25 protein-coding genes are annotated in these 19,229 nt (G+C 71.8%); 2 read left to right on the forward strand and 23 right to left on the reverse strand.

Annotated features, from left to right (window positions below; translation table 11 throughout):
* Window positions 1-8 precede the first annotated feature (8 nt).
* From KPL78_RS26475 to KPL78_RS26505, 7 genes are all read right to left on the reverse strand, one after another.
* Window positions 9-2,003: a phage tail protein gene (locus KPL78_RS26475; RefSeq protein WP_219766050.1), complete on the reverse strand. Its 1,995-nt coding sequence runs from the start codon at window positions 2,001-2,003 to the stop codon at window positions 9-11.
* A gap of 1 nt (window position 2,004) precedes the next feature.
* Window positions 2,005-2,358, reverse strand: a complete 354-nt coding sequence (locus KPL78_RS26480) for a DUF6950 family protein (RefSeq protein ID WP_219766052.1) — start codon at window positions 2,356-2,358, stop codon at window positions 2,005-2,007.
* Window positions 2,355-2,933 carry a hypothetical protein gene (locus tag KPL78_RS26485; protein ID WP_219766054.1) on the reverse strand — a complete coding sequence of 193 codons (579 nt, stop codon included), beginning with the start codon at window positions 2,931-2,933 and terminating at the stop codon, window positions 2,355-2,357. Before KPL78_RS26485 ends, KPL78_RS26480 begins: the two co-directional genes overlap by 4 nt.
* The gene (locus KPL78_RS26490) at window positions 2,930-3,619 is read right to left on the reverse strand and encodes a hypothetical protein (protein WP_219766056.1); all 690 of its coding nucleotides are present in this window, start codon (window positions 3,617-3,619) and stop codon (window positions 2,930-2,932) included. Before KPL78_RS26490 ends, KPL78_RS26485 begins: the two co-directional genes overlap by 4 nt.
* An 8-nt stretch (window positions 3,620-3,627) precedes the next feature.
* Window positions 3,628-5,796: a tape measure protein gene (locus KPL78_RS26495; RefSeq protein ID WP_219766058.1), complete on the reverse strand. Its 2,169-nt coding sequence runs from the start codon at window positions 5,794-5,796 to the stop codon at window positions 3,628-3,630.
* A complete protein-coding gene (locus tag KPL78_RS26500) occupies window positions 5,789-5,947 on the reverse strand; it encodes a hypothetical protein (protein ID WP_219766060.1) in 159 nt (52 codons plus the stop codon). The genes KPL78_RS26495 and KPL78_RS26500 overlap by 8 nt, the downstream gene beginning before the upstream one ends.
* Window positions 5,948-6,111: 164 nt before the next feature.
* Window positions 6,112-6,489: a phage-derived protein YdaY family protein gene (locus KPL78_RS26505; RefSeq protein ID WP_219766062.1), complete on the reverse strand. Its 378-nt coding sequence runs from the start codon at window positions 6,487-6,489 to the stop codon at window positions 6,112-6,114.
* A gap of 309 nt (window positions 6,490-6,798) precedes the next feature.
* Between KPL78_RS26505 and KPL78_RS26510 the strand changes: the two genes are divergently transcribed.
* Window positions 6,799-7,143: a DMT family transporter gene (locus KPL78_RS26510; RefSeq protein WP_219766064.1), complete on the forward strand. Its 345-nt coding sequence runs from the start codon at window positions 6,799-6,801 to the stop codon at window positions 7,141-7,143.
* Window positions 7,144-7,232: 89 nt separating this feature from the next.
* On the opposite strand, the gene KPL78_RS26515 is transcribed toward KPL78_RS26510, so the two are convergent.
* The 9 genes from KPL78_RS26515 to KPL78_RS26555 all read right to left on the reverse strand — a co-directional run bounded on the left by KPL78_RS26515 (window position 7,233) and on the right by KPL78_RS26555 (window position 11,424).
* Window positions 7,233-8,189 (reverse strand): phage tail tube protein, encoded by a 957-nt coding sequence (locus tag KPL78_RS26515; RefSeq protein WP_219766066.1) that lies wholly within the window; start codon window positions 8,187-8,189, stop codon window positions 7,233-7,235.
* A gap of 21 nt (window positions 8,190-8,210) precedes the next feature.
* Window positions 8,211-8,639, reverse strand: a complete 429-nt coding sequence (locus tag KPL78_RS26520; RefSeq protein ID WP_219766068.1) for a hypothetical protein — start codon at window positions 8,637-8,639, stop codon at window positions 8,211-8,213.
* A 124-nt stretch (window positions 8,640-8,763) separates the two neighbouring features.
* Window positions 8,764-9,489 (reverse strand): DUF6441 family protein, encoded by a 726-nt coding sequence (locus KPL78_RS26525; protein WP_219766069.1) that lies wholly within the window; start codon window positions 9,487-9,489, stop codon window positions 8,764-8,766.
* Window positions 9,486-9,803: a phage holin family protein gene (locus KPL78_RS26530; RefSeq protein WP_219766071.1), complete on the reverse strand. Its 318-nt coding sequence runs from the start codon at window positions 9,801-9,803 to the stop codon at window positions 9,486-9,488. The genes KPL78_RS26525 and KPL78_RS26530 overlap by 4 nt, the downstream gene beginning before the upstream one ends.
* A 12-nt stretch (window positions 9,804-9,815) precedes the next feature.
* Window positions 9,816-10,124 carry a head-tail joining protein gene (locus KPL78_RS26535; RefSeq protein ID WP_219766073.1) on the reverse strand — a complete coding sequence of 103 codons (309 nt, stop codon included), beginning with the start codon at window positions 10,122-10,124 and terminating at the stop codon, window positions 9,816-9,818.
* The gene (locus tag KPL78_RS26540; protein WP_219766075.1) at window positions 10,121-10,348 is read right to left on the reverse strand and encodes a hypothetical protein; all 228 of its coding nucleotides are present in this window, start codon (window positions 10,346-10,348) and stop codon (window positions 10,121-10,123) included. Before KPL78_RS26540 ends, KPL78_RS26535 begins: the two co-directional genes overlap by 4 nt.
* Window positions 10,287-10,679, reverse strand: coding sequence for a hypothetical protein (locus tag KPL78_RS26545; RefSeq protein ID WP_219766077.1), 393 nt, complete (start codon window positions 10,677-10,679; stop codon window positions 10,287-10,289). The genes KPL78_RS26540 and KPL78_RS26545 overlap by 62 nt, the downstream gene beginning before the upstream one ends.
* Window positions 10,676-11,080 carry a M15 family metallopeptidase gene (locus tag KPL78_RS26550; protein WP_219766079.1) on the reverse strand — a complete coding sequence of 135 codons (405 nt, stop codon included), beginning with the start codon at window positions 11,078-11,080 and terminating at the stop codon, window positions 10,676-10,678. The genes KPL78_RS26545 and KPL78_RS26550 overlap by 4 nt, the downstream gene beginning before the upstream one ends.
* A complete protein-coding gene (locus KPL78_RS26555) occupies window positions 11,077-11,424 on the reverse strand; it encodes a DUF2190 family protein (RefSeq protein WP_219766080.1) in 348 nt (115 codons plus the stop codon). Before KPL78_RS26555 ends, KPL78_RS26550 begins: the two co-directional genes overlap by 4 nt.
* 114 nt (window positions 11,425-11,538) lie before the next feature.
* Between KPL78_RS26555 and KPL78_RS26560 the strand changes: the two genes are divergently transcribed.
* Entirely contained in the window at window positions 11,539-11,826 is a 288-nt protein-coding gene (locus KPL78_RS26560; RefSeq protein ID WP_219766082.1) for a cupin domain-containing protein, read from the forward strand.
* 21 nt (window positions 11,827-11,847) lie between these two features.
* Here the strand turns inward: KPL78_RS26560 and KPL78_RS26565 are convergent, their stop codons facing one another.
* From KPL78_RS26565 to KPL78_RS30530, 7 genes are read right to left on the reverse strand one after another with little or no spacing between them, the layout of a single operon-like run.
* Entirely contained in the window at window positions 11,848-13,929 is a 2,082-nt protein-coding gene (locus KPL78_RS26565; protein WP_219766084.1) for a prohead protease/major capsid protein fusion protein, read from the reverse strand.
* 2 nt (window positions 13,930-13,931) lie between these two features.
* On the reverse strand, window positions 13,932-15,404 hold the full coding sequence (locus KPL78_RS26570) for a phage portal protein (protein ID WP_219766086.1): 1,473 nt from the start codon (window positions 15,402-15,404) through the stop codon (window positions 13,932-13,934).
* Window positions 15,404-15,640, reverse strand: a complete 237-nt coding sequence (locus tag KPL78_RS26575; protein WP_219766088.1) for a phage head-tail joining protein — start codon at window positions 15,638-15,640, stop codon at window positions 15,404-15,406. Before KPL78_RS26575 ends, KPL78_RS26570 begins: the two co-directional genes overlap by 1 nt.
* Entirely contained in the window at window positions 15,640-16,248 is a 609-nt protein-coding gene (locus KPL78_RS26580) for a hypothetical protein (protein WP_219766090.1), read from the reverse strand. Before KPL78_RS26580 ends, KPL78_RS26575 begins: the two co-directional genes overlap by 1 nt.
* Window positions 16,245-16,598 (reverse strand): hypothetical protein, encoded by a 354-nt coding sequence (locus KPL78_RS26585; RefSeq protein ID WP_219766092.1) that lies wholly within the window; start codon window positions 16,596-16,598, stop codon window positions 16,245-16,247. Before KPL78_RS26585 ends, KPL78_RS26580 begins: the two co-directional genes overlap by 4 nt.
* A gap of 14 nt (window positions 16,599-16,612) precedes the next feature.
* Window positions 16,613-18,571, reverse strand: coding sequence for a phage terminase large subunit family protein (locus KPL78_RS26590; RefSeq protein WP_219766094.1), 1,959 nt, complete (start codon window positions 18,569-18,571; stop codon window positions 16,613-16,615).
* Window positions 18,571-19,152 (reverse strand): elements of external origin, encoded by a 582-nt coding sequence (locus KPL78_RS30530; protein ID WP_255569481.1) that lies wholly within the window; start codon window positions 19,150-19,152, stop codon window positions 18,571-18,573. The genes KPL78_RS26590 and KPL78_RS30530 overlap by 1 nt, the downstream gene beginning before the upstream one ends.
* Window positions 19,153-19,229: the final 77 nt, after the last annotated feature.

Here is a 19,229-nt window from a genome sequence, read left to right on the forward strand (position 1 = left end):
GGCTCCGATCAAAGGGCGGTGGCGGAGACCGGGCCGGCCAGGGCTGAGACATTGCCCTCGGCCGAGACGCTGCGCAGCCAGTACCAGCGGGTCTGGCCGGTGGTCAGGCCGGTGCGGTCCCAGAAGAGGCTGGTCGGCTCGGTCGCGAGCTTCACGGCGGCGGCCAGGCTGTTGCTGCTGGCCTCGAAGACCTGCAGCCGGACGGCGTCGGCCGGGAAGCTGCCAAACAGCCGCACCCCTCCGGCGATCCCGGTCGCCGTGGGCGCCGAAGCGGCGGCCGGCACCAGGGCCTCGCGCCAGCCCGACACCGCGCCACTGCGCGCCACCGCGCGCGCCCGGAAGGCGGTCGGCTCCGCGGTCGGAATGCCTGCCGCGGTGGCGCCGAGCCCCGCCCCGTAGCCCTGCCAGGTGGCGACGGAGGCCGGCATGAACTGGACCTCGTAGCCGGCGAGATGGGCGCTCGCGACCGGCGCCCAGGCGATGGACAGCACCGCAAAGGCGCTGCCCTGCGGCGTCTCGACGCTGATCCAGGCCGGTGTGGCGATGCGCCCCGGATTGGGCAGCACGACGGAGGGGCTGTCGCCGGTGGCGCGCTCATCCACGGCCGGATCCCAATTCCAGACTGCGGCATCCTCCTCGGCCAGCACCAGATCGACGCCACCATCCTGGGCGAGGCTCCAGCCGGTGATCCGGGCGGGGAACGGGACCAGCCGGTCGAGGGCCACGGTCGCCCCCTCCCAGGGCCGCAGCCGCAGCGCCGAGAGTTTTGCGGGAAAGGCCACCGTCCGCTGTCGCCGGTTGCGCTCCAGCGCGACCTTCATCAGCCGCTGCACGGTCGAGACGGAGGTGGTCAGCGGGAATTCGAGGTCGGTGTAGATGGCCTCGCCGCCATCCTCGGCGACGTAGTTGCTGGCGAGCAGCGGCGGCGCGTCGGTCGGCTGCCAATTGGCCGAGGGCTCGACATAGACGGCCCGCACCCCGTTGAAGAGGTCCCGCCGCGCCCGACTGCCCTGGATGGTGACGTCGCCGCGCAAATCGTCCGAGGTGAGCGTGGCCACCGGCAGCGCCGGCCCACCCGCATGGATGAAGAACCGCCCGCCCGAGACCACCAACGCGCCGGCCATGGCCGCGACCAGTTTTTCGGTGATGGCGATCTTGCCCTCGGCCAGCGAGAGCGTGCCGTTGCAGGTATAGCGCCGCTCGGCGGTGCCGGCGGCCGTGCCCATGATCTCGTCGCAGATGTTCGCCGCGGCGATCAGGCAGGGGATGTCGATGTCATCCCAACTGGCCCGCCAGCCGAAGGAGGCGGTGATGTACCAGGCGAGGCAGAGCGCCGGGTTGTCGGACCAGCCGACGATGCCCGTCCGCGGATCGAGGATGGTGTCAGCACCCTCGACGAGGGCGGCCATGTTCGGTGGGCCGGAGGGAAAGGCCTCGGCTGTGATCTTGAGCCGGACGGCGATGTAGGCACGGCCCTGGCCGCGATGCGCCGCCGTCCATTTGCCATCGGTCTCCGCCACCAGATTGGCGTCGGCTGTCTGGTCGGGCTCGCCCAGATGCCGATCGACCCGGACGAGGCCTGCGAAGCTGGCATCGGTCTCCGCCTTGTCGCCGAGCCAGACCTCGCCGATGCCGCGCACGCGATGGGCCGCCACCACGACGACGGAATAGAAATAGCCATCATCCCGCCCGGCATCGTCAGTCGCCGAGTGCAGAAAGACGATGGGCCCGCCGACCTTGACCCGGCCGAGGACGATCTGGTGCTCGGTGATCGCCTGGCGGAAGGACTGGGTGCGCGTCGTGGCGGTGGTGGTGAGGGTGTCGGCGGCGATGGCCGCGGCGGTGGTGGAGGCGGCCTTCTTGGTCGGGAAGATCGCCTGGCCGATGGATGAGACGACGAAGGCCGCGCCAGCGGCGACCACCGCGCCGATGATGCCGCCACCCACAGCGGCCGAGGCGATGCCGCCGGCGACCACGGCGATCAGGGGAACGGCAGCGGGCATGTCAGCCGATCCTCCAACCGACGGTGCAGGTATTGAGCGGCTGGCGCACCAGCCCGCGCGGCCCGACGAAGGCAGCACGGCCGCCATCGACGACCACGCCGAGCCGCGGCGGGTCGCCCGCCAGGACGACGTCGCCGGCGCGGGCAAAGGCCGGCGGGATGCGCGGGAAGCCAGCGCTGTCGGCAGTGGCCTCGAGGTCCGGCAGGATACGCACCCTCGGCCGAGTGCCGGTCACCGCCTCCACCGCGGCCAGGGCAAACCGCCCGCAGTTCCAGCGATGGGCGTCAAAGGCGCGCGCCTCGGCCGCCGACAGCAGGGCTGCCAGCCGGCCAGGCCAATCAGGGCTCCGCGTCACGACGCCGGCAGGCTGATCTGCGCCTCCTGCAGCGCCGGGACGAACTCGAAGAAGCGATCGCCCGGGTATTCGGCCTGCTGGTCGGCATCGGTGTAGCGACGCACCTCGGCGCGCTCGAGGTCCACGAGGCGGCTTTCGCAGGTGAGCGAGACGCGCGGCTCGGCGCCGTCCACCACCTCCATCGTGTCCATCAGCCCGGCCCAGAGCGGAAAGGGGTCGGCGACAAAGGCGCCCTCGGCATCGAGCAGCCCGCCCCAGAGCCGGGCGGTGCGCAGCCGAAAGCTCCGCTCGGCCAGCGCGATGTCCACGACCGTCTGCGGCACCGGCGAGAGTGCCAAGGTCAGCTGCACGGCGCGGATCTCCGTCGTCTCCTCGATCTCGCCGACGGCGCCCAGCGATCCGACCCCCTCGAACACCATCCCGGCCCAGTGCAGCTGACCGAGCCCGGTCCAGGCACGAAAGGGACCGGAGGCGAAGTCGAGATCGACCAGGATGATAGGGGTGGCGACCGGCGCGGTGGCCGCGGCCGCCGCCTGGAGCGACAGGCGCGGCGTCGCCGAAATACCGTCCGTCATGGGAGCGCCTCCTCCAGGCGGATGGTGATGGCCGTGAAGCGCCCCGGCCGGGTGGGGTTGATGCCCTCGTCGTCGGAGACCAGCCGCATCGCCACGGTCGGCTGGGTCAGCACCAGCGGTTCCGACACCGCGGCCGGCGCCCGCAGCGGTGGGCCGATCGGGATGGTGGCGGTGCCGCTGCCGGAGGCGGTGATCGTCTCGGTCGCCATGTAGAGCCGGCCGGCAAGGCCGATATGGTCGCCGGCGCCAACCGCCACCGCGTTCGGCCACCAGCCCTGGGTCTGGATGCTGAGCGCCCCGCGGGTGGCACCGGCCGCCAGCGCCGGGGTGCCCGAGCCCACCACCAGCCCCGTGCCATCCGTGAAGATCGTGCTGTCGGAGAAGGAGTACGGCCCGGTCGGCACATCGCCCTGGCTGCGCGGATCGCCAGTGCGGTATTCGCGCCGCCAGTCCCAGATGCGCACCGTGTTGGCGGAGCCGGCCAGCGCCGCCAGCAGCCCCTCCAGCACGCCGGCACGGACCCGATCCAATGGATCGAACGTCGCCTCCGCCATCCAGCGCGCGCCCTCGCGCCGTATCACCTGCGTCACGCGGTTGATCGGCGAGGCAAAGCGCAGCGTGTTGTGCTGGAGGTAGAAGCTCAGCCGCGAGGGCCGCAGCGAGGCGGGCCAGGCATATTCGATCATGGCGCCCCCTAGCCGCGGACGGTCTTGTAGGCCGCGCCACCGCGACGGATGGCATCCAGCGTCATGGCGGAAGCCTGCCGGGCGATCTGGCCCGACAGCATGCGCAGCCGGACCTCGACGCCGGCATCGGCGCCGCGGGCATCGATGGTGATGTTGGTGGTGATGGAGGCGCCGGCCGGCGCGGTGCCGTTCGGCAGCACCGTGCCGCCGCGATCCGGCACGAACCACTCCGGCCCGCGCTCGCCGACGATATAGGGCTGGCCGGCGGCGACCGGACCGCCCTCGGCCCGAAAGAGCCCACCGAGCCAGGAGCCGATCCCATCCATCCAGCTGCTGGCGCCGAGGCTGTTGAGCCCGGTAGAGACGGCATTGCCCAGCGGCTCGGTGATCGTCTTGCGGGCGATGATGCGGGCGATGTCCTGCAACAGGCCCTGCATGACCTTGGAGAGCTTCTCGCCCTTGACGATGGCGTCCTCGAAGGCGCTGGAGAATGTCAGGCCGAGCTCGCGGACGGTATCGGAGGTGCGTTCCGCGCCGCGCTGCACACGCTCCTCCGCCCGTTCCAGCTCCTCCATCGCCGCGACCGCCTCGCGCTGGATGGTCTCGTCGGGCACCGCCCGGCCGGCCCGTTCCGCGCGCTCCACCAGGCTGGACAGGGTGCCGAGGCGGCGCTGGTAGCGCTCATAGGCCGTCTCATTGTTCTGGATGAGCCGCTCGCGCTCGCGCAGCAGCTCGTTGAGCTCGCGCTCCGCCTCGCGCGCCTCCCGTGCGCCCTCGGTGCTGGCGCGGCGGATCGCGGCGACGCGCGGCTCCAGCCTGCGCAACGCCTCGTCGCGCTCCTGCAGGGCCAGGGTCTCGAGGCGCGTGCGCTCGGCGGCGGTGACCCCGCCGGCCGCCTCAGCCTCGCGCAGGCGGCGGACGCGTTCCTCGTATTCCCGGTTGATCCGGAAGCGGTCGTCGAGGTCGCGGGTGAGCTCCTGGACGTCCTGGGAGGCGCGGCGGCGGCGGGCCTCGGCTGCGGCAGTGGCCGCTGTCTCCTGCTCAGTCCGCTGGCGTTCGCCGGCGGCCTGCTCGCCGCGGCTGATCTCGGCCTGGAGTTCCGCGTATTGCCGGCGCAGCTCCTCCAGCCGGGCGGTGCGATCGACCCCGGCCTGCTGCTCGGCGGCACCGACCAGGCCGGGACGGATGCTGCCGCGGCGGGTCTGGGCGGTGAGGCTGGGCCGGCCGTCATTCTCGCTCTCCAGCCGCGCGATCTGCGCCGCCAGCGCCTCAGCCTGGCGACGCATGCCGGCGAAGCGCTCCTCCTCGCTGAGCAGGCCGGCGCCCTGGCGCACGCCGTCCACCGCCCGGGCTGCGGCCGACAGGGCGCGGGCCAGGGTGTTGGACAGGCCAATCGCGCGGTCGAGCTGGCCGAGGAAGTTTTCGGTCGACGCCGTCAGCTGCCCGAAGGCGCGACCGAGGGAGAGCGGCGCCTTGTCGAGCTCGGCGCCGAGACGCTCGGTGGCGCGCAGCAGCGCCGGAAAGACCCGCTCGGCGGTGAGCTTGCCCTCGGAGCCGAGCTTGCGCAGTTCGCCGATCGAGACGCCGAGCTCGCGGGCGAGACCCTCGGCCAGCAGCGGCATGGCCTCGAGGATGGAGCGCAGCTCGTCACCCTGCAGCACGCCGGAGGCGAGCGCCTGGGCGAGCTGGAGGGTGGCGGAGGAGATCTCCTGGGTCGACGCGCCGGAGACGATGGCCACGCGCTGCAGGCCACCGACCAGGCGGACCACCTGGTCGGAGGTGGCGCCGATCTCCCGTGCTGCGATCGAGAAGCGCTGGAAGGCGTCGACGCTCTCGGAGACGGCGACGCCGGTGGACAGCGCGTTGCGGTAGAGCGCCTCGTAGACCTGCCCGGCGCGCTCGACCGAGCCGGTGGCATTCTGCAGGCGGGACAGGCTCTGGGTGAGCGCGTCGCCGGCCTGGACCAGGGCGCGGGCCGCGACCGCCACGCCGGCGAGCTGGATGCCGCGCGTGGCGAGGTCGAGCAGGTCGAGCGAACGGGAGGCGCGTTCGGCGCCGCCCTTGATCTGGTCGAGGGAGCGCTGACCGGTCTCGCCAACCTCGCGCAGCCCGGCCTTGACCCGGGCGGCATCATCCAGCGAGAGGCGGACGGAGACGCGGCGGGTGGCGTCAGCCATCGGGCTTGGTCTCCCCGTCGCGGCGGGCGGCAGCGCCCTCGGCCATGCCGATGCGGATGGCGAGCAGCAGCTCGGCTGCGGCCCAGCCCCCCGCGCTCATCTCGCGCGCCGCGGCGAGCGCGCCCGCAGTGTCGAGCGTCAGGCCCGTCATGGTGGCTTCGGCGCAAGCGGTGCCGGCGGACCAGCAGGCGTGCCCCTCAAGGCTGGTCGGCGCATGCGAGGCATAGGGACACGCAGCACCGCAGTCGCGCGCGAGGGCGGCGCAGCCACGGCAATACTCGGGCCCGCGGCCGAAGTGCCAGGCTGCGCGGGCCCTCAGCCGTTTCCCTCGGCGGCCACCGCTGCGACGGGGGCGGTGGCGCGGTCCCAGAAGGCAGCGGCGATGTCGTCGAGGTCCATCAGGCGCTCGACTGCCTCGGATGAGAGCAGCAGCGGCTTGCCGGCGGCGTCGCCAATGCCCTCCCAGGCCGTCACCGCATGGCGGGCCAGCGCCTTGACGAGGAAGGCGAAGGACAGGCCGCGTGACATGTCGGGGTCAAGGTCCGGGTCGGCGATGCGGATCGCGGCGAGCTGGCGCGCGGCAGCGGCCTGGGCCGCGGCCATGACAGCGGTTGTCACCGGCCGGATCTCCACGCGCACGCCACGCGGTAGGTCGAGCCAGTATGGCTCGGCCGGGAGGTCAAGAGTCAGCATGGGATTTCGTATCCTTGGGAAAGGATCTGAATCGGCTTGCTCACAAGAATGCAGCCGACGCCAGAAAGATTATGCTGAGGCAGCGAATGGCAGAGTTGCCTCGTACGTCAGGTAAATATCCTCGGCTTTCACTTGCCTGGTGCATGCATTCCTGTATGAGTGCCCCCGCCGTAAATAGAGGTGCAGGGTGGTGGTTCCTGCGCCTGTCTGAGACGGGTTCTTCTCTGCCTCGGCGTCAACCTGATCCGTTCGGGAATGGCGCTTTGGACCCCCAGTGGCCGGCTCCGAACGACAAATTGGAAGCCGCGCATGCCGCCTATCATGACCGCGTACATCGCCCTTGCATTTGCCATCGTGCTGGAGGTGAGCGGTTCAACCTTCCTGCAGAAATCAGCGCAATTCACCCGGCCTTGGCCGACCGCGGCCATGGCCCTCTGCTACGTGGCGTCGTTCTTCGCCTTGTCGCAGGCCCTGAAGGTCCTGCCGCTCGGCATCGCCTACGCGATCTGGGCGGGACTGGGAATCATTCTGACCGCCGTCATAAGCGTCATTGTGCTTCGACAGGCGCTCGATATTGCCGCTTGGCTCGGCATAGGCTTTATCGTCGTCGGCGTGATCATCATGAATGTGTTCTCGCGAACCGCAGGGCACTGAATTCGCGGGCGCTCGCCGTCATTGCGAAAACACTGATGCCGAATTCTCCATCCTATGCGTTCACGGCCTGCGCATCTGTGCTTAAGGCGCTACGCGTACTCGGTCCCCGCCTGCTGGTTCTTCAGCACGGCGGTCATCATGCGCGTCGCCGTGGCGTTGAAGGCCGCACGGAACTCGAAGCTCGCCTCGACGCCCGCCGGCCCCTCGATCGGGGTCTTCGCCAGTGCCAGGTAGACCTCGTGCAGCGTGAAGGTGAGGCTGCGGTTGGCGTCGATGGTGAACGCAAAGGCGAACTCCGCCGCGGTGCCGTTCTGCGCCTGCGTCAGCAGCGTGGTGTCCGCGAAACGCGCGGTGATCTGGCCGGTCGCGCGCGCAATGCCGGGATCGGCGCCTTCGATCTTGCGGTCAGGGCGAATGGTGCGCACGGCCTCGACGCTGTTGCTGTAGTTCAACCGCGCGCCGGTGACCTGGGCCAGGGCGGAACCAGCACGGCTGATCGAACCCTGCGCCTTGTGGAAGGCTGTGTAGGCGGCGGCGACCGGGGTGCCGCCGGAGGAGGAGCCGGAACGCGACGAGCCCTGCGCTATCAGCTTGATCGTCGCGGTCGCCGGCCCGGTGGGCGAGAAGTCGATCTCCAGCGCGTCCGCGCGGATGCCGGTGCAGACGTCATAGCTCGGCACATCCGGATAGCCGATCTCGATCGCCTGCGACGGCAGCGTCGCCGCCCCCGAGCCGAAGGTGTGGGTGTAGTTCGGATTGGTGCCGGTGGTCGTCGGCGCGCCGAGCAGCAGGCGCAGCCAGTGGCCGGTGTTGACCAGGTCGACCGGGACGACGACGTCGCCTTCGACCGTCACCGTGTCAAAGAATGGCGCGGCTGGATCCCGATTGCCGCCGAGGCCGATGACGTCCGCGTCTAGCAGCGGCTGCTCGGCCCCGAGGTTGCAGGAGAGAAAGGGCACGCGCCGCCAGTTGCCGCCCGGCGCGGTGCCATAGGTGACCTCGGGAATCATGAGCAGGCGCGAATTCGCGCCGATGGCACGGGGCATTGAGCGTCTCCGGGAGCGGGATCAGGCCAGCGGCGAGCCGGCGACGGTGAAGAACAGCGTGACGGGGATGGAGGCCGCGCGCGCTGCGGCGGCACCCTCGGTCTCGGCATCGTCGAAGGACGGCGCGCCGGGGTGCGCCCATTCCACCGCACCACCGAGGGTGAGGTCGCCGGAAATCGCGGCCGCAATGTCGACCAGCAGGGCATCAAGCAGCGCGCCAGTGGTGGCGACGACCTCGACCTCGGCGCGGTGCTCGACCCCCCAGGCGAGCGGCGAGAGGATCGGTGTCTCCTCCACCGTCTCGCCATCGCGCACCACCACCAGCCCGCCGGCCGGCAGGCGCTGCGGTACCGTCTCGTTGCGCAGCACCTTCGGCGCCGGGCTGCGCGCGGCCAGTGCCGTCGCCAGACGGGCATACAGCGCGGCCAAAGCGGTCTCGCGGATGCTCATGCCCAGCCCAACAGCGTCGCGAAGAAGCGACCGGCGATCCAGGTGAGCGCCAGGCCGAAGGCGATGCTGGTCCAGCCGAGCAGGGCGAGGCCGGCGATGAGGAGGAAGCTCATGCGCCGCGTCATCATGCTGCGCTCCGCGCCGCTTCAGCTTCCCAGGCTGCCACAAAGCGCCGCGGCAGGCGCCGCAGGGCGCGCAGCGAGGCGCCCTGGACGTCGAGCCGCTTGGCCAGCTTCACCTGTGGCAGGAGGAGAAACATCGGCACCATTCCCCGTTCGAGCAGCCCGCGGGCCCAGGCCTCACGGCCCTTGCGGTTGGCAGTGCCGACCTCCGCCACGCCGCCTGCGATGAGGCGCGTGCGGCGGCGCCGGCCGGTCTGCTCGCCCTGGCGCAGCGGCAGGCACCAGACGAAGCCCCGTCCCGACTTGAAGGGGCGCAGGAAACCCTGGCCGGAGGCGACCATCTGCGCCGGCGTGACGCGCAGCCCCTTGTCGCCACGGCCCCGCCAGCCCCGCGGCGCGTTGAAGCCCGTGGCGATCGCCAGGAACCTGCCGCAGCCCTTCGGCCGGATCAGCGCGCCGCGCTCGAAGGCGTCGATCACCATCGGCGTCTTGCTCCACACCAGCCCCGCCGCGCGCATCGACACGCCGGTCCGCGGATAGACCTGGGAGCGCCAGGCATTGGCGATGCCGCGCGCCTTGCCGCCGAGCGAGCCGGTCACCTGCTGGCGCAGCTCCTGCTTCAGCGCATCGGTCTCGTCCCGCACAGCGCGGGAGGCGGCACGCTCACCGGCGCGGACCTCCTCGGCCAGCGCCTTGCGCAGATCACCGACGATGGCGGTAAGCTTCACGCCCCATCGCCCGGCGGCAGGCCGGTGCGGTGACGGATGATGGCGACGGCCAGGTCATGCAGCGCCGCCTGGCCGAGGTAGCCGAACACGAAGGCAAAGAGGAACCGACCGTACTCGTTGAACTCGAGGAAGCCGCCGAGGGCATAGCCGGCACTGCCGACCAGCGCGGCGGAGGGGACCTCCCAGGCCAGGCACCAGCCGAAGCGCCGACGCTCGGGGTTGTTCCAGCGCACGAAGCCGCCGGCGAGGCCGGCCGCGGCGCCGAGCAGGAGGTCCCGGAGGATCTCCAGCAGGGTGAGGGCGTTCTGCGGCATAGGGTGGGGCTCCTATCGCTGGCAGAGCACGCGCCAGGCGGTGCCGGAGGCGTCGCGCTCGGCATGGGTGACGGTGAGCAGGTCGGCGCCAAGGGCGAAGCTGTCGCCGGCGGCGAGGTCGGGCAGCGTGGCGATGGCGACCGAGAGGATGTCGGCGGCCGAGAGGATCTCGGTGCCGAAGGCGTCGGCGACGCGATCCGGGGAGGAGCGCAGGACACGGAGGCTGACCGGCGCGCCCGTACTGCCCTGCCGGTAGACTGCCTCGACGCCAAGGTTCGGATCCGCCACCAGGGCCGCCATCGCGTCGGCGAAGGCGCTCACTGCTCGCCCCCGTCGGCGGGGTTCAGCCGCCGCACCGCGGCCAGTCGCCCGGCGCAGTCGGCGTGGGCGGCGTCATAGGCCAGCAGCAGCTCCGCCACCTGCCCCTGGGTCAGGTCGTGCGTGGCTGGCAGTGCCGGTGCCGCAGCACAGGCCAGCAGCGCGTCAGGGAGACGGAGCGGCAGCAGCCGGATCTCCCGCGGTGCGGCCGGCGCGCAGGCGCTCAACAGCATCGCGCAGCACAGGGGCAGCGCCGGCGGCATGGCTCGGATCACGGCGGAGGGCCTCCAGGTTGGCGCCAAGGCGCACGGCCTGGGCGCGGGCGCGCTCGGCCTCGCCGGTCAGCGCGGCGATGTGGCGGGCGTGCTCGGCAGTGGCCTGGGCGAGCGCAGCGGCATTCGCTTCCGCCGCGCGGCTGGCCATCGCCGCGTCGAGGCGCGCGGCATCACGCTGGGCGCAGAAATGCCAGGCGGTCAGGGCAGTGGCGGCGAAGGTCGCCGCGAGACCGATCGCCAGCGCATGCCGGCCGAGCAGCGCCAGAATGGTCGTGCCGATCACGGATACGCCGTGCGGTCGAGCTCGAAATGCGGCCCGTCCCGGAAGGATGCCCAGTCGCCGCCCCAGACGATCGGCACCGTAAGCTCCTTGGCGGCGCGCTTCATCGCCGCGCCGATCTGTTCATAGAGGGGCCAATCCCAGCGGACCTCGCCCTGCTCCACGGCGCCGTCGCCATCATCCAGCCAGTAGGCGAGATCAACGGCGTGGCCGGTTAGATGCCGGCTGTTCATGGTGCGCGAGGCGCCGAGCGCCACGAGCTCCGCCTGCCGCGCGCGCGTGCGCAGGCCCTCGGTCACGATGAAGGGCACCACCTGGCGGGCGCGCTCGACGACGCGGACCAAGTCGCGATGCACGCCCTCAAGGCGCGCCCGATCGCGCGGCGGCAGCATGACGACGCTCATGTGCCGGACGCCGGGACGCGCAGCAGCACGGCGCGGACGGTGGTGTCCGCGGCGAGCGCCGCCACCGTGGCGAGGCCTACCTGGAAATTGCCGGTGGCGGTGGTGGTGAGGCGACGGTTGGTGTTGTCCCAGAAGAGGCGCGCACCGGCCGTAATCGCCAGCGCTGGCTCCTTGGTGATGTCGAACACGCCCTTGGTCTGGCATTCGATGATGGCGTTCTGCACGCCATCGACGGCGGCGACGCCGAAGAGCGCCCCGACCAGGACGCCCTGGCCGGAGGTGACGCCGCCCGCATAGGGGACGGCCAGCGCCAGGCTATCGCCGGGCTGCACGTAGTTGCGCATGATGTCGGATCTCCGAGGTCGAGCGCCGATGCCGGCCCATCGCAGGCGCCGCTGGCGGCGAGCGCGATGCTGCGGCTAGGCTCGGCGCCTCAAGGGTGAGGATAGGAGGCGAGGATGGAGGCGGCAGAGTTCGAGGCGACGCTGCACCGCGACGGGTTCAGCGAGGTAGCGACGAAATCGGTGCCGCACGCGCCGCCAACACCGGAGCACGCCCATCCGTTCGATGTACGGGCGCTGGTGCTGGACGGTGAGATCACGCTGTCCGCCGACGGACAAAGCCGGACCTATCGGGCCGGCGATGTCTTCGTGATGGAGAGCGGCCGGCCTCATGCCGAGGCGATCGGCCGGGACGGGGTGCGGTACGTCGTTGGCCGGCGCCACCCAGCACCGCCGAGCAGTTGAGGCGGGGCGCGCCGCTGGCGATCAGGTGCCCGGATTGAACCAGGCGCCGCGCCAGTCGATGGCGCCGACGCCGAAGTCGAAGATCACGCTGACCTCGACGCCGTCCGCGCCCTGCACCGGGCCGGTGGTGACCTGCGGCCCCTCCGCGCCGTTGAGATAGCCATAGACATAGACGGGTGCCGCGACCGGGTCGGAGAACAGGTACCAGCGGTTCGCCTGGATGAGCGGCTCGATCACTGGCTGCACGAAGCCGGCAAAGACGTTCGCCTTGCCGATCTCGCTCGCCTGCACCACCACCGTCGCCTGGCGGGCGGCGAGCTCGAGGTTCGGCCCGACCAGCAGGCGCATGGTCTGCCCCATGGAGATGGGCAAGCCGTCCAGCGTGCGCTGCTTCATGATGGCGGTGCGGCCGGCGCCGATGGTCGAGGTGTCGAGCACCGTGCCGGTGCTGGCCTTGTTGGCCCGCGCGGCACCGGTGGCGAACACCGGCGCGGTGCCGGTGGTCAGCGTCGGACCGTCACCATTGGCGCTGTTCAGCAGGTTGTAGGCCGTGGCGTTCTCGAACTCGGCGACGCGCCGGCCGATGGCGGCGGCGAAGTCAGTGAAGGCGCCGAGATCGTCATTGACCAGCATCGGCCGCGTCACGCGGATACGCCGCGCGAAGGTCTGCAGCAGGACGATCTCCTGGCTCTCAGACATGGTGCCGACCTGGATCTCGCCATTCTCGGCGAGCGGCAGCAGGGTCGGGAAGTCGCCGATGCGCAGGTGCCGGTGCGGCTTGAAGTCGCGGAAGTCGCGCCGGAGGAAGATCTGGCGGTAGGTCGGCTGCGCCGGCTGGTAGGCGGCGAGCAGCATCTTGTTGGCGGCGGCGGCGAGCAGCAGCGGGAAGTCGGAGCTGGTGTGGAAGGCGCGCTCGGCGAGCAGGGCCGGGTTGCGGGGCACGCTGCGCTCGCCGCGGGCGCGCAGCAGCTCGCCGATCATGTCGGAGGGACGCCAGCCCATGAACTCGGCGTGCCAGCCGGAGCCCCGCGGCTGGTAGCCGGGCATGGCCCGTGCGGCGAGCGCTTCGGCCATGGCGTCGAGGATCTGGGCCGGGTCGTCGTGGCTGGCGCCGGTCTCAGGCCGCACGGGGATCGAGGGACGCGGGCCCTGCGCCACCAGGGCGTCGAACAGGGCGCGGCGGGCCTGGTCGCCGGTCCAGCCCTGGGCGATGGCCTCAGCACGCACCGGGGTGATGCGGTCCGCCGGCAGGAGCGCGCGGGCCGCCTCGACGGCGGCGTCGATGCCGGCGATGCGCTCGCGTTCGGCGTGCTGGGCCTCGGCGCGGACGGCGTCGAGATCGGGCGCCGGCACGGCCTGTGCGGGTGCGGCGCGGGTCGGCTCGGGCGTGGTGGTCACAGTCGGCTCCTGGGGCGGGGTGGGCGGCGCGGACGGCGCCGGGGCGGCCGGGGCTTCCGGCGTCGTCTCGGGCATGGGGGTATCCTCTTCAGGCAGGGCGGGCTCGATCGCGATGGCGGGCGCGCCCTGCGGCGCCTCACCACGCACCGCCGCATCGCGGTCCACGGGAACCGGCACGACGGAGATCTCGAAGGGTTCCCAATCCACCGCGCGGTGGACGGTCTCGCCGGTGGCGGCGTCGGGCCGCGGCTCGTAGCGGTGCACGCGGTAGCCGACGCTCACTGCCCGCAGCGTGCCGTCGGCGATGCGCTGCCAGATCGGCTCGACGTCCGCGGCGGTCGAGAACTGCAGCGTGGCATAGCCGCGCCCGCGCTCGAGGCGGGCGGCGGTGACGCGGCCGAGCACGTCGCGCGCGCCGCCGCGGCGGTGGGTGTCGAGCACCGGGGCGCGGCCGGAGCGCAGCGCGTCCATGCGCACCGCGTTGGGCGACATTTCCAGCTCCTCGGTGATCAGGCCGAGGGCGGGGACGAAGTTGCGGGCACGGGCGCCGGTCGACCACACCACCTCGACCGTACGAGCGGCGCGATCGACGGTGGCAGGCGCGGTGATGGCGCGCTGCGCCACGAGCGGAACGTCCGCCGCGGTGGGCGCAGCAGCAGGCTCCGGCGCGGCATTGCTGACGCCCGGTTCGATGGGTTCGGTCATGGTCAGCCTTGTGCTGGGGTCTCGCGCTGCGGGGCCGCGGGGCCAGTCGCGGCGATCTCGACGGCAGCCATCTGCGCAGCGTCCTGCGCCGCACCGGACTTCGCGACACGGCGCGGATCGGTGTCGAGCGAGATGCCGGCCTCGTCGAGCAGGGCGTTGGCCTCGCGGATCATCTCCACGGCAGCGCGGAAGTCGTAGCCGAAGGCGCCGGCTGCCTCAGGCTGCGGCACGAAGCCGGCGCGCACCTGGGCGATCAGCGCCGTGGTGTCCTTGAGCGGGTCGATCATCTCGTGCGCTGGCGGGACGTGGCTGACGCCGTCCGGCATCTCCGCGCCCCACAGCCCGAGCAGCGCGCCCTGGGCGTGGAAGCGGTCCGCGATGGGCCGCACCAGCATCGGGATCAGCATGCCGTACTGGACCTGCTCGCAGAGCCGGCGGAACTCGATCTTGCCGGCACGGAGCGAGGAGTAGTTCGCCTGCGTCAGGTCGCCGGAAACCTGGTCGTAGGTCAGGCCGGCGCCGACCGCGGCGGCCTCGAGCGCGCGGCGGGCGAAGGCTGCATGCGATCCGCCGCCCGAGGGGTTCACCACCTCCACGCTGCCCATGCCGCGGCGATACAGGATCATCCCAGGTTCGAAGCTCTCGACCGTCCGGCCCTGCGCATCCCGTAGCAGGCCGGTGGCGGCGCCAGTCAGCGCCTCGTCGCCCTCCTCCGTCACCACGGCGGCGAGGCAGGCCTCGATCTTGGCTTTCATGAGCAGGGCGGCCTCGTAGTCGCCGAGGTCGCGCAGGCGAAGGAGGATGGGCGCGAGCCAGGAGACATCGCGCAGCTGGCCTGGTCGGCGCTTGCGATAGACGTGCAGCACGTCGCCGGCCGGGATGCGCTGGCTGCTCTGCCAGGTCGCCCCCGGCAGGATCCAGGCGGCGCCCGGATGCACGCGATGCAGCCAGTAGCCGACCGGCTCGCCGGCCTCGCCCAGGGCGATGCCCTGGATGGTCGGCGCGCCATCCACCATGCCGTTCCGCGCGGTGTCGAGATGGTCGCTTTCCAGCACCTGCAGCCGCAGGCCGATCGGATTGGCGGCCGAGGGCGCCACCATCACGAAGCGCACGAAGCACTCGCCGCTCTCGACCACCGCTCGCATCACCAACGCCTGCAGGCCGTAGAGATCGAGCCGGCCCTCAGCATCGCAGGCGGTACTCTCTGCCCAGCGTTGCCAGGCGCGGCCATGCGCATCGTCCGGCCAGCGGGTGGTGATACCGGCGCCGACCGCATTGCCGGTCCATAGATCGACGATGCGGCTGGCATAGGGGTCGTTGCGCACGGCATCACGAGCGCGGCGGGCGACCGTCGCCGCGGCGGTGCCGACCTCCGCATTGGCGCTGCCGCCAGAAGGCGCCCAGGCGGAGGCGCGGTGGTCCTGCGCCGCCGCATAGCCGCGCAGGGCGTTCCAGGCATCCCGGAGCCGGCCCATCACCTGCTTCCCTCGCGTGAGAAGCTGGCGAAGGTCACGCCGGGACGGCGCGCCGCCGTTATCTCCGCGCCGCGCAGCACCACCAGCGCCCGGCCGAGCTCATCGAGGCTCCGATACTCGACGGTGCGCCCGTCGAAGGTCACGCGCGTGGTGCCGCCCGTATACGCCGCGGCCAGCACTGCCGCGCGGCTGCTGGCCGGCTGCGCCAGCGCCCAGGCCAGAACAGCGGGGTCCATCAGGCGGCCCGCAGCGTCGGCAGCGGCGTCGCTGCGTTCACGAGATACGACAGCCCGGTGGGCGGGTTCGCCATGATCGGCACACCGGCCTGATGCGTCAGCGCCGCGAAGAACCCGTTCTCGCTGCCGGTCGTGCCACCCCCGGCGCCGCCATCCGCCGCGGCCGAGCCGAGCAACAGCGTGTTCCCCCCGCTGAACGCCTGCGTGCTGGTACCGCGCACCGAGGGCACCCCGGAGAAGCACAGCAGCAACCACCAGACGCCAGCCGAGATCCAGCGCGGTTGCGCGAAGGGGCAGAGCGCATTGCCGGCCGCAGACGTGTCGGCATCCGCCACCGGCTCTTCGATCACCGCACCCGGCCGGCCCGCACCATTGTCCGCGGTGAGCGCCATACGCAGGACGCCCGCGGCGCCGGTCGTCACGCTCACCGTCATGGCCGAGAACAAGCCCGGCCGCGCGAGGACATAGGGCACGCAGTACAGTCGGTTCGCCGTCATCGCGACGGCGCCGCCGACCGCGCGCGCATGCTGCGAGGCGTAGAACCGCCCCGACACGTAGGGCAGCATTGCCGGTGTCGGCGGCAGGTAGTGCTGGAACAGCGCGGTCATGCGAGCGGCCGGATGCCGAGGGTGAGCAGGCGCTCCGCCGCCTGGTTCACCGGCGCGGCGGCAAGACCCGAGCGCAGGCGCAGCCAGCGCCAGCCGAGCAGCAGCGTCGGTGGCAGGGTGAGCGCGCGGCCGGCGGCGACCGTCAGCACCACCTCGTTGCCAAGGTGGTCGTAGAGGTCCGCCCAGGCCGCGGGCTCACCCTCGTCGAGCGAGCCCTGCAAGGTGAGCGGCGCATCGGTCCAGGCGGCGGGCAGCAGCAGCAGGCAGACGCCATAGCCGACGCTCGCGACGGGTCCGCTCAGCACCTGGCCGGCGGCGATGCTGGTGCGCACCGGGACGATGGCGGTCATGGAGATCTCCAGTGTCAGCGCAGCCAGCCGCCGCGCGGGGCAAGCCAGGCACGAGGGCGGGTCGGCGGTGCAGCGGCGGGCGATGCCTGCGCCGCCGCGGACGATGGTTCGTCGGCCGGCAGTGACAGCGCGTCGGCCATTCGCGCCCAGCGCCCTTCGCCCCAGCCATCCATGCCGAGCGCGGCCGCAGCGGCGCGCGCATAGACGCGGCAGTCCAGCGCCTCGTTGCGTTCGCGGGTCTTCACCCATTCGAGCCGGCGAAAGCCATTGCGACCGGCGCGCGCAACCAGCTGTTCGGCGGTGAGCTGGCGGCAGAATTCTTCCCCTGCCGCATGGATCGGCAGGTGAACGAAGCCGGCGAGGAACGGATCGCCGCTCTCCTCCGTGGGCCGGTCGAGCTTCAGCCAGCCATAGGTCTCTGCCTTGAGGAAGGACGAGCCGACCGGCCAGACCTTCAGCCCGCCGAGCTTGCGTCCGTTGCGCCGCACCTCCGTCGCCGCGGGCTGGCCGATCGCGGCGCGCAGCCCGTCCTGGCCCTTGACCGCGATGGCGCGCCCCGCACCGGCCCGCCGCACGAAGGCATAGACCTCGGCGGTGGTCATGCCATCGCCGCTGTCGATCGCCGCCATGGCAATGGGCAGGCGATGACCCGAGGCATGGCGCCAGGTCTCGCCCAGCAGCCGCCGGAGTTCCTCCCACACCGCGCCCTCGAACGGGTTCCCCGCCAGCACGCGGTGCTCGACCAGCCAGGACTGGCGGTCCTCCCCCCAGGCCCAGAGCGAGGCCTCGAGGCGGTCGCGCTGCACGTCGACGCCGGCGGTGAGCAGCAGCCCGCCCATTGGCACGGTGCCGGCCGGCCAGTGCTCGCGGCGGTCATAGAGCCGCTGCCAGTCCGGCGCCTCGCCCGCCTCCTGCCAGGTCTCGCCGAGGACGGTGTTGCGGAAGGTCTTGATCGCCCGGTCGTCACCCTGCGCGGCGAGCCACAGGCGGGCAATCTCCGACCAGGGCATCCAGCCCGGCGGCGAATAGAGCGCCGAGATGTGGAAGCCGACGGCGTGCGGGTCCGTCGGCGTGGCTGTGGTCCGCCACTCCCCCGCGGCCAGCATCGCCGCCTTGTGCTGTTCCCCGATCGGCACGTCGCAGGCCTCGCAGAGGTATCTGGCCGTGTCGGGCGCGCCCTCATCCCAGACCAGCCGCTCGAAGCGCAGCCACTGCATCGCCCTGCAATGCGGGCAGGGCACGAAATAGCGCCGCTGGTCGGATGCCAGGTATTCGCGCTCGATGCGCGACAGCCCGGCGATGGTCGGCGTCGAGACCAGCAGCATCTTGCGTCGCCAGCCGAAGGTCCGGGCGCGGGCCTCGGCGAGGGCGATCGGGTCGCCCTCACCCTCGACGTCACCCGGATAGGCGTCGATCTCGTCGAGGAACAGGAACCGCGTCGACATCGAGCGCAGGCCGACCGCGCTGTTCGCACCGGTCATCACCAGCTGGCCGCCAGGGAACTCCTTGCTGAGCTGGCGATTGCCGCTATCCCTCGACCGCGCCGGCGCGACCCGCTCGCGGATCGCTGGCGTCTCCTCCACCAGCGGGTCGATGCGCTGGTCTGAGAAGCGTTTCGCCAGTTCGGTGGTCGGCTGCACCGCAAGCATCGGCCCTGGCGCGTGATGGATCACATAGCCGATCCAGTTATTGCCGCACTCCGTACCCCCGACCTGCGCCCCTTTCATGAACACCACCCGCCGTGCCGGATGGGCCGGCGACAGCGCGTCCATGATGTCGCGCAGATAGGGCGTGCGCGCCGTGCGCCAGGGTCCCGGCTCGGCGGAGCCCCGCGAACCGAGCAGGCGGTGGCGATCGGCCCATTCGGAAACCAGCAGCGCCGGCTCGGGCGCCATGCCGTCCCGCCAGGCCTGCAGGATCTCGGCGTCACCCTCGAAGCGGCCGAGTTCCTCCAGCAGATGCTCGCCTGCCATCACGACACCTGCACCCGGACATCGTGGCGGGCGGCGAGGTGCTGGCGCAGGCGGGTGTCCATCATGGTCTGCAGTCGATGCACATCGACGCCGAGCTCGGCCGCCATCTCGGCGGCGACACGGGCGGGCCAGGCGAGGATGGCGTCGCGCTCCTCCTTGGCGAGGCGGTGCACCAGCAGCAGGGCCCGGGCCTTGTCGACCAGCTTGCCCTTGCGTTCGTCGAGCCGCAGCCGCCGCTCCTGTGCCTTGAGCACCTCGTTCGCCGTGCGCGCGTCGTGGAACGTGTTCTGGGCGGCGCGCGGCAGCGGATCAGCTGCCTGCGGCATCGGTGCGACAGGCGGCCGTGGCGCTGCTGGCCGAGATGGTGCCGGCTTTTGCTGCACGAGCGTCGCCGTCTTCCTGACGGGATCGCTGCTGTCCGCCAGCCGTGCCCGGACCTTCTGGACGTCCCAGGCGCCGTCGGCCTCGGGCGCGATGCGGCCGGCGCGCTGGGCCTTCTGCAGGGCGGTATGGGAGATGCCGAGGCGGCGTGCCACCTCGCGCTGCGAGGCCACGCGGCCCGGCGGCGCGGTGGCGATCATGATGTGATCGAAATCCCTCGAACAACGCCATCAACGCAGCGCCGATGGCGCTTGGCTCAGCCCCCGCCGCAGCGCGA

The sequence above is a fragment of the Roseomonas alba genome (assembly GCF_019430885.1).
In the GTDB taxonomy this organism is placed as follows: domain Bacteria; phylum Pseudomonadota; class Alphaproteobacteria; order Acetobacterales; family Acetobacteraceae; genus Neoroseomonas; species Neoroseomonas alba.